The sequence below is a fragment of the Embleya scabrispora genome, from assembly GCF_002024165.1.
GTDB classification, from domain to species: Bacteria; Actinomycetota; Actinomycetes; order Streptomycetales; family Streptomycetaceae; genus Embleya; species Embleya scabrispora_A.
The window spans coordinates 131,635-146,224 of record NZ_MWQN01000006.1; the positions used below are offsets into that span (position 1 = coordinate 131,635).

At 71.9% G+C, this 14,590-nt stretch carries 9 protein-coding genes; 4 read left to right on the plus strand and 5 right to left on the minus strand.

Annotated elements, in window-relative coordinates; genetic code table 11:
- The first annotated feature begins 1,061 nt into the window (after positions 1-1,061).
- Positions 1,062-1,193, plus strand: coding sequence for a hypothetical protein (locus B4N89_RS52920; RefSeq protein WP_268812622.1), 132 nt, complete (start codon positions 1,062-1,064; stop codon positions 1,191-1,193).
- Positions 1,194-1,503: 310 nt separating this feature from the next.
- Here the strand turns inward: B4N89_RS52920 and B4N89_RS46885 are convergent, their stop codons facing one another.
- The 5 genes from B4N89_RS46885 to B4N89_RS46910 all read right to left on the minus strand — a co-directional run bounded on the left by B4N89_RS46885 (position 1,504) and on the right by B4N89_RS46910 (position 10,775).
- The gene (locus B4N89_RS46885; protein ID WP_161501084.1) at positions 1,504-2,628 is read right to left on the minus strand and encodes a WD40 repeat domain-containing protein; all 1,125 of its coding nucleotides are present in this window, start codon (positions 2,626-2,628) and stop codon (positions 1,504-1,506) included.
- 476 nt (positions 2,629-3,104) lie between these two features.
- A complete protein-coding gene (locus B4N89_RS46895; protein ID WP_268812623.1) occupies positions 3,105-5,708 on the minus strand; it encodes a tetratricopeptide repeat protein in 2,604 nt (867 codons plus the stop codon).
- Positions 5,709-5,985: 277 nt separating this feature from the next.
- Positions 5,986-6,354, minus strand: coding sequence for a hypothetical protein (locus B4N89_RS46900; RefSeq protein WP_201261216.1), 369 nt, complete (start codon positions 6,352-6,354; stop codon positions 5,986-5,988).
- Between the two features lie 1,107 nt (positions 6,355-7,461).
- Positions 7,462-10,185 carry a tetratricopeptide repeat protein gene (locus B4N89_RS46905; RefSeq protein WP_143658488.1) on the minus strand — a complete coding sequence of 908 codons (2,724 nt, stop codon included), beginning with the start codon at positions 10,183-10,185 and terminating at the stop codon, positions 7,462-7,464.
- An 86-nt stretch (positions 10,186-10,271) separates the two neighbouring features.
- Positions 10,272-10,775, minus strand: a complete 504-nt coding sequence (locus B4N89_RS46910; RefSeq protein ID WP_078982870.1) for a hypothetical protein — start codon at positions 10,773-10,775, stop codon at positions 10,272-10,274.
- 380 nt (positions 10,776-11,155) lie between these two features.
- On the opposite strand from B4N89_RS46910, the gene B4N89_RS49470 reads away from it, so the two are divergent.
- The 3 genes from B4N89_RS49470 to B4N89_RS46925 all read left to right on the plus strand — a co-directional run bounded on the left by B4N89_RS49470 (position 11,156) and on the right by B4N89_RS46925 (position 14,267).
- Positions 11,156-11,785, plus strand: a complete 630-nt coding sequence (locus B4N89_RS49470; protein WP_143658489.1) for a hypothetical protein — start codon at positions 11,156-11,158, stop codon at positions 11,783-11,785.
- Between the two features lie 925 nt (positions 11,786-12,710).
- A complete protein-coding gene (locus B4N89_RS46920; RefSeq protein WP_143658491.1) occupies positions 12,711-13,052 on the plus strand; it encodes a hypothetical protein in 342 nt (113 codons plus the stop codon).
- 219 nt (positions 13,053-13,271) lie between these two features.
- On the plus strand, positions 13,272-14,267 hold the full coding sequence (locus tag B4N89_RS46925) for a hypothetical protein (RefSeq protein ID WP_078982818.1): 996 nt from the start codon (positions 13,272-13,274) through the stop codon (positions 14,265-14,267).
- Positions 14,268-14,590 lie beyond the last annotated feature (323 nt).

The following is a 14,590-nucleotide window of genomic DNA, read 5'->3' on the forward strand; positions in this document are numbered from 1 at the left end:
CCCGGGCGGCGATCGAAGCCTGCTCGTCGTCGATCGCCCCGAAGGGGTCGGTAAAGGGAGGCCGGGCAAGCGGCGGCAGCCGAGAGCTGTGAGCGGGACAAGGCCATCGCGCTTGCCGCACCCGGATCCACACGGCCGTGCCCGCCGGAGAACCAGCGGGCACCGCCGTCACGTCGCGTTCCTCGTCGGGAACGCGTAAGGGGCCCGGCCGAAGCCGGGCCCCGTGACACCGTCGGGTACAGCCCGCACAGGACACGCAAGTGATTGTGTGGACCCGACGAAGGATGCCCACCCGGCATGGCACCGACGTGGGGGTTGTGGGGGTCGTGTGCGGGATTCACCCGAAGGAGTGGCCGACCGCGCGGGCGAAGGCGGGTTCGATCGCGTTGCACGGCGTTCCTACCGCGTGAATGCGCATGAGCCGGCCCAGGAGTCGGGTGAGTTCTACCGGTTCGCAGCGTCCGGGCCGGCTCACGTGGATCTCCCGAATGACATTCTCTTGGCCGGCGCAGCCGAAGGCGCGGTGGGCGTGGTCGAGGCGCGGCGAGCAGGTCCGCCGCGGCAGTCGGCCACCCCGCCCTCGAGGCGAGCGCGGTGACAGCCGTGCGGTCGACTTCGCGGCCGTCGAACTCCAGGCGCCCGCATCCGCACGGGGCCGGACGGCGCACGGCCCGGTCCCGGTCGTCGGGATGGCCGCCGAATGCGTACTCGACCGCGCGGTCGTACGCGTCCATGAAGTCGTGTTCGGTGCGGGGGTCGTCGGCGACGGGTTCGTGGGCCGCGGCGGGCCTGCCCTTCTCGGATCGTGCGTACGCGAGTGTGCATCGCCCGTTCAACGAGGGCCACGGCGCCGGGAAGCGGCCTCCCCTACGTGTCGCCGACCCCGGCATACTTGCCGGCCCCCGTCCGGCCGCGAACCCCGCGACGCGCCCGAGGAGTTCGGTGAACAGGAGGACACGCGGATGAACGTCGGCGACAAGGCGGGGACCTCGACGGATGGGCGCAGGCGAGCGTGCCCAAGGGTGCGGTCGGATTCGTCACGCGCGTTCGGCCGCCTGGAGATGACGTCCACCGTCGCCGGTGTCCTGGGCGGCACGCGAGAGGTGGGGGTGATCGTGGATCCGGACCGGATCGCGCGGGTCCGAGCCGATCGGCCGTCCGTCCGGGCGGGGCGTCCGAATCCCGAACAGTGACGACCCGTGATCTAGTTGCCACCGCGATTGCCAACATGCGACATGTCGGTGATCGTTCGTCGGCTGTGTCGCTGTATTCGCGTGGGCATCGTCCAGGGCATGAGGTACAGCGATTCGCCCCGGGACGCGGGCGCCGACCTGGCCGCGCTGGTTCGGCAGGCCCATCTGTGGAACGCACCGGAAGGGGAGGCGCCCGGGACACGTGCTCTGACCGCATAGGTTCGCCGGGTTGCGCGGACGCCGGCTGCGCTTGGTCCTCATCGCCGGACGGAACCAGCAACCATCCGGTCACACCACCAGCGACTCACGGTCACATGGAGCCAGGGTCGGCATGTAGTGACAAAGCCGCGACGTCGCCGCCGAAGCCCACGACGAGCGAGCCTTCCGGGGTCACGGTCAGCGCATGGACCGGCGCGGGGAACACCAATTCCCGGCCGATCCGCCGCCCGGCCGCCGGCTCCCACAGGCACACCGTTCCATCCGAACCACCGGTGACGACCCTGAGTTCTCCACCGATCACCGCGGTCACCACCGCGGACACGGTGCCTTCGTGGCCGACCAGCCTGCCGACTTCCCGTCCCACGACCAGGTCCCACACGCGCACGGTGGCGTCATGACCTGCCGTGATCGCGTGGGCTCGGCCGCCGACGACCGCTGTCGCAACCGCCCACGCCTCGCCGTCGTGGCCCGTCAGGGGCTCCCCGACCGGTTGTCCGGTGGTCAGGTCCCACTGCCAGACCGTGCCGCCGCTCATACAGCCCACCGCATGGGGCCTGTCATCGATCACCAGCGTGTCGACGGCCATCAGGAATCCGTCGTGTCCGGTGAGTTCGCCGACCTGTTCCCCACTGGCCAGATCCCAGACCCGCACCGACACGTCGTCGTCGCCGGCGAGCGCACACGGTCGCCCTTGGACGACAGCCGTGCCCAGACACCACACCTCACCGCTGATCCCCGGCAGCTCGCCCGTCTGCTGTCGGGTGGCCAGGTCCCACGCGCGTACCGCCCAGTCACTGGCTGTGATGATGTACGGTCGACCGTCCACTGTTGCCGTCGCCACCGCCCACACTCTGCCGTTGAGGTCGCTCATGGGTCCGCCGACCGGCCGGCCGGTCTCGAGGTCACGCACCCGGACCGTCCGGTCCTTGCTGCCGGTGACCACGACGTGGCGGCCGTCCGAGAAGGTGGTCACCACCGCGTCGACACCGCCGGTGTGACCGGACGGGTTCATCCGGAAGTGTGGGTCACTCCGCGCGCCGGTGGACCACAGCACCCGCCATGGCTCGGCGTCGACGCCCTCCACCGGCACGGCGGCGATCCGCGCCGACAATCCCCGGTCCCCGTACCGAGCCGCGTCCAGGGCCAGCAGTTGCCGCCGGACCCACGGTGGCACGTCCCGGTGTACGTCCGCCGACGCTCGGTATACCGCAGCCATCAGTCGCACATCGGAATCCGCATCGGGAGCCGGCAACCCCAGGACCCGTTCCGGATCAGCGTTCACCAGCCATCGCAGGTCCGTCCACCATCCTTCCGCCCCCGACGGATCCGATGCCGAAGCGGTCACATGAACGTCGTCACTCACGGCCGAGACTCTATTGATGCGGCCGGACAGGTCGTCCGCCAGGTGGATCAAGCTGCGCTCTTGAGAGGCCGTCCGCCCCAGCGGATGCCTTTCCCGCTTCGGATGCGGGCGCGCTCTTTGCGTTCGGCGGCCAGGACGTCGCGGCATCGGCGACTGCAAGGCCCCGGTGGTCATCGCCGAATTCGTCGACATGATCGTCAAGTTGGTCGCCGCCGGCGTCAACACGACCGAACCCTCCGGCGGCCGGGACGGGCTCCGACGACGTGGACGGCGAGGCCCCGTCCGGGTAGAGACGAGCACACGGGTCAGGGAAGCCTCCGGGTCGGACGTCAGGGACGCCTCAATTCACGTAAGGCAGCCAGCCTCGCGAGCGTGTCGGGGTGTTCGGCGCCCAGCAGCCGCTCGCTGTCGGCCACCACCCGTTCCAGCAGGTCGATCGCCTCACCGGTCCGTCCCGCCTGCCGGTACGAGGTCGCCAGGTTCGCCCGGGACTTCAGCGTGTCGGGGTGTTCCGCCCCCAGCAACCGCTCGCGGTCGACCAGCACCTGCTCCCCCAGGTCGATTGCCTCGTCAATCCGCCCCGCCTGCCGGTACGAGGCGGCCAGGTTCGCCCGGGACGTCAGCGTGTGGGGGTGTTCGGCGCCCAGCAGCCGTTCGCGGTCGAAAAGCACCCGCTCCAGCCGGTCGATCGCCTCGCCGGTCCGCCCCGCCTGCCAGTAGGAGACCGCGAGGTTCGCGCGAGCCGACAGCGTATGGGGGTGTTCCGCCCCCAGCAGCCGTTCGCTGTCGGCCAGCACCCGTTCCTCGAGGTCGATCGCCTCGTCGATTCGCCCCGCCTGCCGGTACGAGGCGGCCAGGTTCGCCCGAGCCGTCAGCGTGCGGGGGTGTTCCGCCCCCAGCAGCCGTTCGCTGTCGGCCAGCACCCGCTCCTCCAAGTCGATCGCCTCACCGATCCGCCCCGCCTGCCAGTAGGAGACGGCGAGGTTCGCGCGAGCCGACAGCGTATGGGGGTGTTCCGCCCCCAGCAGCCGTTCGCTGTCGGCCAGCACCCGCTCCTCCAGGTCGATCGCCTCACCGATCCGCCCCGCCTGCCGGTACGAGGCCGCCAGGTTCGCCCGAGCCGTCAGCGTGTCGGGGTGCTCCGCCCCCAGCAACCGCTCGCGGTCGGCCAGCACCCGCTCGTCGATGTCGATCGCCTCGCCAATTCGCCCCACCTGCCAGTAGGAGACCGCCAGGTTCGCCCGGGACTTCAGCGTGTCGGGGTGTTCCGGCCCCAGTAACCGCTCGCGGACGGCCACCACCCGCTCCTCCAGGTCGATCGCCTCGCCGATCCGCCCCGCCTGCCAGTAGGAGGCGGCCAGGTTCGCCCGGGACTTCAGCGTGTCGTGGTGTTCCGGCCCCAGCAGCCGTTCGCTGTCGGCCAGCACCCGCTCCTGGAGGTCGATCGCCTCGCCGATCCGCCCCACCTGCCAGTAGGAGACCGCCAGGTTCGCCCGAGCCGTCAGCGTGTCGGGGTGCTCCGCCCCCAGCAACCGCTCGGCGTCGGCTGTCGTACGCCGCCAGTGAGACGTCGAGGCGTTGTGGAGTCCCGCGTCGTTGAGGCTGTGTCCGGTTCGGTACAGAACCGCATGGCCGTCGGGGTGCCACAGGTGGTCGCCGGCGTGTGTGGTCAAGGTGTCGGTGTTGGCACGCAGGACGGCGGCCAGGTCCTGGTCGGTGTGGTCCTGGGCGGGCCACAGTCCGTGGAGTGCGTCGGCGATCGCGTGTACGGCGGTGGGGAGTTCGGTGTCGGGGGTGGTTTCGCGGGCGGCGCGGGCGGTGAGGGCGTGAATGCGGACGGCGCGGGGGCCGTGGCGGGAGTCGTCGGTGATCAGGCCGTATCGGTGCAGGAGCCGCACGACGGCGTGGGCGGTCTCGGCGTCGGCCACGGTGTCGGGGGTGCGGTGGGTGCCGAGGTGGTTCAGGACGCTGGGGTGGGTCCACAGTTCGCGGGGGTGTCCGGCGGGGTCGAGGAGGGCGGCCAACGCGAGGGCGGGGCCGGCGAGTCCGGTGGGTTCGGCGCGTTGGGCGGCATCGAGGGAGAGCAGGAGGGCGGCGGCAACGGGGCGGCCGTAGCGTTCGGTGTCCGCGTCGCGGGGCAACAGCTTGTCCAGGCGGGCGGTGCCGGCGGTGAACAGGCGCAGGTAGCGGGCGCAGGTCGCCTCTTCGTTGATCATGTAGGCGGCGGCGTGGGCGAGGGCCAGGGGCAGCAGGCCCAGTTCGCGGGCCAGGAGCGGGGCATCTTGGTCGAGGAGGTGCGCACATGCGGCGTGGGTGAGGCGTTCGCGCAGGTACGTCTCGGCTTCGGCCTGGGTGTAGGTGTCGACGTCGACGACGACGCGGCCACCGCCGGAGAGCAGCGCCTCGCGGCGGCGGGTGGTGTCCAGAACCCGGCCCTTGCCGGAGGGTGAGGGTGCCGGTGGCCACCAGGGTTCGAGCGCGCGGGGATCGGTGATGTCGTCGAGGACCACCAGCCACGAACGAGGCGTCGTCGCGAGCCAGTTCACGAACGCGCGGGCGTCGTCCTCGGCGTCCGAGCCGGCGGCGCCGGGGGCGGCGACCAGGCGGGCGGTGTTCGCGTAGGTGGTGATCACCTGTTCCGTGTCGGCGGCGTCGACCCACAAAACCAGGTCGACCCCGTCGGCGAGGGCCTGGTGGGCGTAGGCGGCTGCGAGTTGCGACTTGCCCATACCGCCGCCGCCGGACAGCACCACGCCCGCGTGCTCGGCCCGGGCCCGGTCGATCCGCTCGCGCAGCGGTGTGCGGTCCTGGAACGCGGAGGCCAACGCCGGTACGGGACGCGGCACGAGCGGCCACCGCACCGGCACCGGGTCGGGCGCGGCTCGGATGTTCTGATGGGTGATGCGGACGTTGGCGTTGCCGCTGATGGCCACGGCGTGAGGCGCGGATGCGGTGGCGGCCCCGCTTCGTGCGACGTGTACCGTCCTCGCCCCGCCGGTTCCCGAGGCTGGCGGCCCGCGGTGGCCGGACACCGCGGACCCGCCGTCGAAGGCGTGCGCATCGCCACTGTCGACGACCACCACCTCGTCCCCGGCCGCGGGGACGTCGGCGGGCGTGGCGGGGTCGCGTTCACGATCGCGTCGGCGCCATGGCATGGCGGCCTCCTCGCCTTCTCGGTGTGTCCCGGTGCGCGGCTTTGGCGTTGCCCTGTCAGGGGCGGTGGTCGATGCCGGTGCCGGCGCTGCTGCCCGGTCCGTCGGCGACCGCGTCGCCGGTGTGTTCCGCGCGCGCCGACCCGCCTCCCGGTCCCGCGGGACCGCGGATGCCGGAATGGGCGTCACCACCGCGTGTCGCCTCGGCGCGGCCCGTGTCGACGGCCTCCTCGTTCACGGGCTGCGGGGCCGGGACGGGCGGTTTCTGGAACAGGGCCCACACCAGCGCGCCCACACCCGTGGCGCCTTGGACCGAGGCGCCCACCAGCTGCCCCGTGTCCGGGCCGTCCACCAACCACACCAACGGCGTCGAGACGACCACCACCACCGCGACCGCCACAACCGCGACCCTCCACGCCTGGGACATCCCCCACCCCCGGTCCCGTCGTCATCACAAGCCCAACGAACCCTGCCCGCCGGGCGCTTCCAGGATTACCAGACAAACCAGCTTGTCGCGCCGAAGCGCGACAACACGTGGCGGGCGGCGGAGTCACCGGCGCGTCGAATGTGGTGGGGGGTGTCATTGCGCGGCGACCAGGTGGACGTTCAGTTCGCCACCGGTGATGGGGGCATGGGCAGGTCCGCGAGTTTGACCGGGCGGCAGCGGGGGTGTCGAGGCGGATCTTGTACAGGATCGCGGCGCCGGATCCGACGCGGGAGACGAACAGGACGGTGTTGCCGTCGGCGGCGGCGAGGGTGGCGTCGGTGTTGGTGCGGTCGTTGGCCGGCAGCGGGGGGACGACCGAGGTCACCGAGGCGCGGTCGGGGGCGAGGGTGACCCGGAGGAGGGCGCTGGTGTCGGCGCACACGAACGAGGCGTTGTCGATCCGGAAGCGGGGCGAGCAGTGCCGGGGGATCTTGTCGCCGCCGGGCATCCGCTCCTCGCCCTCGGTGATGTTTCGGCCGTTGCGGACCAGTGCATCCCGCGTCGGTACTCGTAGGCCGCGGCCACGTCGCCCGCCGGTGAGACCGTTTCGACGGCGGCGGCCGGGGACCACACGCTCTCGCCGGACAACAGGAACGAGTTCCCTCCCGAACGCCCGCGTTCCCGGGGTGTTGCGGCGGATCGCGGATCGCGGGAGAGGACGCGCTTGTCGTCGTTCCGGTACCACAGGGCTCCGGTGTCGGGACCGAACAGGGGTGCCGACTCCATCGGCGCGCTCGGGGACACGAACTCGTCCCAGGCGGGCGGGATGCCGACGAAGCTGCCGGTGGTCGGGTCGAACGCCGCGGCGCGGCGCCCTCGACCGGGTGGCCCGGGGACGATGCCCGCCACGAGGGTGTGGTTGCGGTCGAAGAGTTGCCGCACCTGCTGGGCGGAGCGTTGCGCGTCTGCGGGGAACGGCGCGTTGGGGATCGGAGCTGCGGACCGCCCTCGGCCCGCTCCCTGGCCTGTCGGATCAGCGGATGGGTGTGTTCGGGCCGCACCGAGACACCGTTCTCGCCGGCGCGCTGTCGGCTGTCGCCGTCCCGGTCACGTCCGTTCGTCCGGCACGCCCTGGGACAGGCGCAGACGCGCCGCCGCCGGTAACTCGCCCTTCCGGTCGCCGAGGTCGCGGTACAGGTCGCGCGCGCGTTCGTGGTGTTCGGCGGCTCCCGCGGGATCGCCGAGGGCGAGGCGGACGGTGCCGAGATGGTCGAGCGCGTCGGCCTCGCCGCGGCGATTGCCGATCGCGCGGTGCGTTTCCGCCGCCTGTCGGTGGAGTTCGGCCGCTGCGGCGAGGTCGCCGAGCGCTCGGCGGGCGGTGCCGAGATTGTCGAGCGCGTCGGCCTCGCCGTGGCGGCTGCCGATCGCGCCGTAGATCGCGCGGGCCCGTTCGTGGAGTTCGGCCGCGGCCGCCGGGTCGCCCAGTTCACGCCGGGCGACCCCCAGACGATCGAGGGCGGTGGCCTCGCCGATGCGGTTGCCGATGTCGTGGAAGAGGGCGTGCGCGCGTTCGTGGAGTTCGGCCGCGGCCGCCGGGTCGCCGAGCACGCGCCGGGCGAGGCCGAGGTTGTCCAGGGTCTTGGCCTCGCCGTGGCGGCTGCCGATGTCGTGGAAGAGGGCGTGCGCGCGTTCGTGGAGTTCGGCCGCGGCTGCCGGGTCGCCGAGCATGCGCCGCGTGTCGCCGAGGTCGTCGAGCGCGTTGGCCTCGCCGAGCCGGTGCCCGATCGCGTGGTAGAGCGCGCGGGCCTGTTCCAGGAGCGGCTCGGCCCCGGCGTAGTCGTCGAGCATGCGCCGGTCGCGACCGAGGTGGCCGACCGCGTTGGCCTCGCCGAGCCGGTCGCCGATCGCGCGGTACAGGTCCCGGGAGCGGGCGTGCAGCCGGGCCGCCTCCGCGTAGTCGTCGAGCAGGCGCCGGGTGGTGCCGAGATGGTCCGTCGCGTTGGCCTCGCCGAGGCGATCGCCCAGGTCGTGGTGCATCTCGCGCGCCCGTTCGTGGAGTTCGGCCGAGGCCGCGTATCGGCCGAGCATGCGCTGGGCGAGACCGAGGGCGTCGAGGGCGTGGGCCTCGCCGTGGCGATTGCCGGTCGCGCGGAACAAGGCGCTCGCCTGTTCGTGGAGTTCGGCCGCGGTGGCGTATTCGCCGAGCATGCGGTGGGCCGCGCCCAGGTTGTCCACCGCCTCGGCCTGCCCTGCGACGTGGCCGATCTCCCGGTAGAGCTCGCGGGCCCGCTGGTGCAGTTCCGCGGCTGTCGCGTATTCGCCCCGCAGGCGTCGCGCGAGACCGAGGTTGTCGAGCGCGTCGGCCTCGCCGCGGCGGTCACCGACCTCGCGGTACAACGCCCGGGCTCGTGCGTGCAGCTCGATCGCCTCCTCGTGATCGCCGAGCATGCGCCGGGCGACGCCGAGGTGATCGAGGGCGGTGGCCTCGTCGGCGGTGAGACGGTGGGCGCGCGCCGCGGCGGCGGCGACGCTATGGAGTTCGGCCGCCCGGGTCCAGGGGCCCTCGCGAAGCATGAAGCCGGCCGTGGCGGCGGTGAGGTCGATGAGGTAGCGGACCGGGCCGTGCGCCGCGGTGTGGTCGAGGCAGGCCAGGAGGTTGCCGCGCTCCGCGCGCATCCGCGCCCCGCTCGACGGGACCGCCGACCGGCGATCGGCCGGCTCTCGTCGCGTGGCGATGTCCAGGTAGTGGCCCAGAAGCCGGTCGATCGCCCTCGCGCGGTCGTTCTCGGGGTCGTGGGCGGCGAGAGCGCGGGCGTACACCCGCATCAGGTCGTGCAGCCGGTAACGGCCGGGTGTGGGTTGTTCGATCAGGTGGCGGTCGTCGAGTACGCGCAGTGCGGCGCGGGCCCGTTCGGGGGTGGTGTCGTCGAGGGCGGCGACCGCGGCGGCATCGAGGTCCGGGCCCGGGTGCAGTCCGAGCCGACGAAACAACCGCCTTCGCTCGAAGGGGAGTTCGTCGTAGGACAGCCTGAACGCGGTCGATACCGCGCGCGTACCGGCGCGAAGTTCCTCCAGACGGTCCTGCGCCGCCGCGAACTCCTCTACGAAATCCGTCAGGTGCCATGTCGGATGCGCGGCCAGGCGGGTTGCCAGCAGGGAGATCGCCAGCGGTAGCCCGCCGCACAGGGCGACGGCACGCTCGATCGCGAACGTGTCCGCGAGGCCGACCGGGGCGCGGCGGGCGAGTCGGCTGAACAGTACGACGCCCTGCCGACGGGGCAGACGGGGCAGGGTGAGGGGTTCGGCGCCGTCCAGCGCCAGCCGGGTCCGGCTGGTGATCAGGACCACACTGCCGTCCGCCCCGGGCAGCAGGGGTTCGACCTGACGTTCGTCGGCGGCGTCGTCCAACACGAGCAACAAGCGCAGCCCGGCGGTGTGATCGCGCCATGCTCCGACACGGCCGTCAAGGGTGCGCGGGACGTCCAGGGGGCGAAAACCTCGCGCGGTCAGCAGAGCGGCCAACACCTCCGCCGGATCGGCCGGGGCACGGTCGCCGGTGTGGGCGTGCAGGCTCACGAACAGCCGGCCGTCGGGAAAGCGTTCCTTGAGTCGATGCGCGGCGTGGGTGGCCAGAGCGGTCTTCCCGATCCCCGGCATCCCGTCGACGGTGTGGATGACCAGCACCGCCCCCGGGCCGGCGGCGCCGTCGACGATGCGGTCGAGCTCGCCGGCGCGGCCCGTGAACGCGGCCACGTCCCGGGGCAGCGTCTCGACCACCGTGACCGGCGCCGGAACCGGTACGGCGTCGACGGTGAGACTCAGATTTCCCACGGTTTGCGCGGCGACACCGCCGCGGTCGGCGTGGACCGACCAACGACCGGCGGACGCCGGGGCCGGGGGGTCGTCACCGGGTCCGGTCACCCCTCCAACGGACCCGGCACCGAAGGGCCCGGCGCGGCTCCCAGGTGCACATCGCCCATGCCGAACGCCGCCGCCGACCCACCCTCCGCGGTGATGTTCAGGTCGCCGCGCACGACCGCACCGTGATGCCCGGCACTGTGGCCGCCCGCGGCGGCGCCGGCACGGCGAGCGGCCTCGACGAGCTCCCGCAACTCCGTCTCCACGGCACGGCGTTCGTGCTCGGGGAGGCCGTCGAGCAGATCCTCGAACCGGGTTCGCCACGCCGACGCCGTCTCGGCTCCCACCCGCTCCGCGTCCGTCGCGTCCGGCGCGTTCTCGAGTGCGACCGCCACCCGGTCCAAACGCTCCAACGTCACCCGGGCGGCCTGTTCGTCGGCCCCGCCCCGTCCGAACAGCCGGCCCACTCCGACCCGGAACGACGCCCACGCGTCGGTCCCCACCGCCTGCACGACGGCGGAACCGCCCATGGCGGCCAACGCGGTCAACGACTCGCTCAACATCTTGACCCCCGAACCTCGCGGGCACGCCTTCACACGCCACCGATCAGGACATCGAAGCACGCCTCCGCCCGAAGCCGCAGCCGAACGCCGGACTCCTCAACCTCCCGGCGGCCGGCCCTCGCGCGGCGAGGAACCGGTCGGCGAGTGGGCCGACGCGCGCGCCGGGTGTCGTTCCGCAGGGCGGTGCTGTGGATCTCGGCAGTCGGAGACGGTGCCGCGCACGAGAACCTCGACGGTTCGGTAGTCCGGTTCTCGATCCGGAGCCGGGTGCCCTCGATGACCGAGTCGTCGATCAGGTGCCTCGATTCGGCCGCGGTGAGTCTCGAAGCCGCCGCCGGGGCAAGCGCTCTCGCCTGCGCGGCCGCGGCCGGTGGCGGCAGGTGGGGGCGAGCCTGCCGCTGGGCCTGGTGCTGCGGCGCGAGATCGCGCCGCTGTTGCACGCCGACCCGCTTGTGGCGGGCGAGCGGGAGTTGCCCGGCACGGTCGGTGGGCTGCCCGCACCACCACCGGTGCGGCGTGCCGGTGGTGCCCGAGGTCGTCGTGACCACGCGCACACCGAGTTCGGCCGCTACCGGCACCGTCCGCGCGTGGTCCATATCCGGGCGGAATTGCATCCGATGCAACTCGAGCCGGGCGTTGCCGCCAGGCGTGATCAGGTGGGTGGGCTTCTCGAACGCCAGGTGGTACTCGCCGGCGCGAAAGCGAACTCGCCCCTGGCCGGGATTGTAAACGTGTCCAGCTTCACGCCGTCCGCAACGACCCGTGGCTACAACCCGCGCGCGACACAACGAGAGGCCACCCGACCGTCCGACATGGCATCGTCGGCGGGGAGCGCGTCATCGTCAAATACCGCAGGCTACGAGGGGCCCGATGCCCGCACCTGGCGCGTGGTCGTGATCCCTCGAGAGCAAGGGTTGTCCCGTGGTCAGCGCAGCGCCGGCCCCGTGTCACCGATGCTCGTGCGGGTGGCCTTGGCGTTCCAGGGGCCGGACGGGCCACCAGCGGGGTAGAGCACCGGGGTTCGATCGTGCGCCTCGTAGAGGAGGGGCACGTGCCGAAATGACGAAAGGGCACTCGTGACCGAAAATCTCGGCCCCTTCAGCAGCCCCGCTACCAACACCTTGGGCGGGGTGACCGACACCCTGGGCAGCCTTGTCAATGGACAAGCCCGCCGTGGACCAGGCCACCGGCTGACCCCGCGGACAACGTGGCTTCGCAGTCACAGCCCCTGAGCGCTCACCGGGGGCCGTACGGTTCGTTCCACTCCGCGTTTCGGCCGCCGACTGGTTGTCGGCGGCCGAAACGCCGGAAGCCGGTGCGGCCACCGCACCAGCTCTTCATGGCCGGGTCCGAGTCCAGTCCACCGCTGGTGATGCCGGCGAGGCTGGTGATCGACCGGCAGCAGGTCGTCTGCGTGCACCGGGGCCACTCCGGCTGACGCAAACCCCACACCCAGGACACCGGGGCCTCGTCCGTGGACGAACCACCTCCTTTCGCCGCCATCCGTCGTTCCGGGCCTCGCCCACGCCGCGCCCGCCCGCCGCCGGCCCACCCTGGGCGCCGTGCCGCGGGCCAGGCGCCTAGGCGGCCGGGTGTCCGCGCCGGTGCCGGGAGGCCACCGGCGTCCGGGCGACCCTTGGTCGGCGTCGACCACGGCGATCCCCACGATCCGCACAGAGCCCTGAAACCGGCGGAGCGTCTGCGCGCGTTCGCAAGTGCCCGGGCCCGGCTTCCGCGCCTCGTCTGCCCGGCGACTTCCTGCCTGATGGCCTCGGCTGCGGGCACACCGCTCTCGCGGACACCTCGCCGGGTACGCCGAAGCGGTGACCTGTCGGTGTCCGCAGGTTATCGGAGAACGCGGCGGGGAGCGGGGAGGGTGTCCGACTCCCGGCGCAATCGCCAAGGACGATGAAACGAACACGGCAGGAGCGTGTCATGAGGCGTCTTCTCGCAACTTCGGGCATCGCAGCAACGGTTTTGCTCGCCGGTGCCGCCCCGTCCACCGCCACGGAAAGGGGCGAGCCGCCCGATGCCGTCTGGCGATACGAGTGCATCTATCCCGACTATCACCCGAAGTCGGGGAACGTCGAGGACCACATGAGCCAGTGCGAAGCGAAGAACGGGGCCCAGACCGGCTGGGGAGACATCAAACAACCATTCGAGGTCTACAGCAAGCACCAGGGGATCACGTACTGGTGCAACTCCCCCAACGCGAACGGCGCCTACGGGAGAATCTCGAACGGAATCCTGTTCGCCTACGCGTGCAAGAAGGTGTAGCCGCCTCCCCCCCGCGTCGCCGCTCGGGAAACCGTCGCACCGATCACGGCGGGCATCGTTTCGGGTATCGGTACCGCGTCGGGTGACGCCCGCTCGGGAACAGCGAAGCAATCACGTCCGCCGGTACGGCTCGGGATGGCCGAAGTTCACCGACAAGGAAAAGGCCCCGTGTCTGTTTCGACGACTCCCGGAACCGCATGGAAGTCGACCTTCAGGAATGTGGGGGGCCGGCTCCACAGCCCGCCGGTGCCGTACCGCAACGCCGACGGCCGCGTCGGGTGGGTGCACATCACCGGCGACGGCTCGTTGTGGTTCACGGAGCACCGGTTCGACGACACCTTCAGCGCGTGGAAGAAGATCGAGGGCACCACGGGGGCCAAGGGACGGCCCGCCACCCTGAAGGGCTCGGACGGTCGGGTGCGCATCTTCCACCGCACCGGCGACGGCTGCCTGTACGAGGTGATCCAACAGGACTTGGACACCCCCGAGTTCGACGCACCGAGGAAACTGACCGACGACTGTGCAGGCCCTCCTGCAGCCACCCTGACGGGCAACGGTTCGGCCGGCGTCTTCTACCTCACGGCGGACGGCAAGGTCGGGCACCTGCATCCCCTGCCCGGCGCCTCGGGCGGCTACACCGTGAGCTCCGGCGACAGCACGTGGCCGAAGTTCCTGAGCGTGGTCGTGGCGCTGGACGGCTCCGGCTGCCTCGTGCTGGGCGGCGAAGGCGTGGGAGGCACCCTCCACGTGCTGCGCCAGAAGATCCCCGACTACGGGGACTGGACGATCAAGGAGGCGCACGCGAGCAACGTCGGCTCCGAGATCAGCGCCGTCGCCGACGCCGCCGGCCGCGTCTTCCTCTTCTACCGGTCCGGCGACGGCGGCAAGGTGTGCTTCGTCGCCCAGGACGCCGCCCGCACCGGGTTCCACCCGCAGCGGTCCATCGGCGGCACCGCCAAGGGCGGCGTGGGCGCGGCCCTCGACCGGGACAACCGCATCAACGTCACCGTCCTGGGCACGGACAACGCGCTCCACCTCAACGTGCAAAGCAGTCAGGCCGGGCACACCTTCGAGGGCTTCTCCCGACTCGGCGACCCCCAACAACCCGCCCACTCCACCCCGCTGATCCACCGTGGCCTGCACAACCTCCTCCACCTGTCCATCGCCGACATCAACACCCGGCAGCAGCTGACCACCGCGCAGCATCGGGTCTGACACCGCGACCGGCACCGACACGGCCGAAGGCCCATGCCCAGTGCCGAAATCACCGACACTGCCCCGGCGAAGCCGGCCCACTTCGGCAGACGCGCATGAGGTGCCGGTCAGTCCGCCGGGCAGGGGTGGGAACGCCCCCGTACCCGCGCGGCGCCGCCTTCGAGATTCTCGACGGGATGGGCGCCGCCGGGCCTTGAGGTCATCCGCTCGGACGGTGCTCGGCATCCGTCGAGTGCCGGTGGACGGGTTGTCCTTCTGCCACGCACACCGGCGAATACCACAGGCTCCGAATACATGTCTGATACCAGCTATTCGATCCGAAT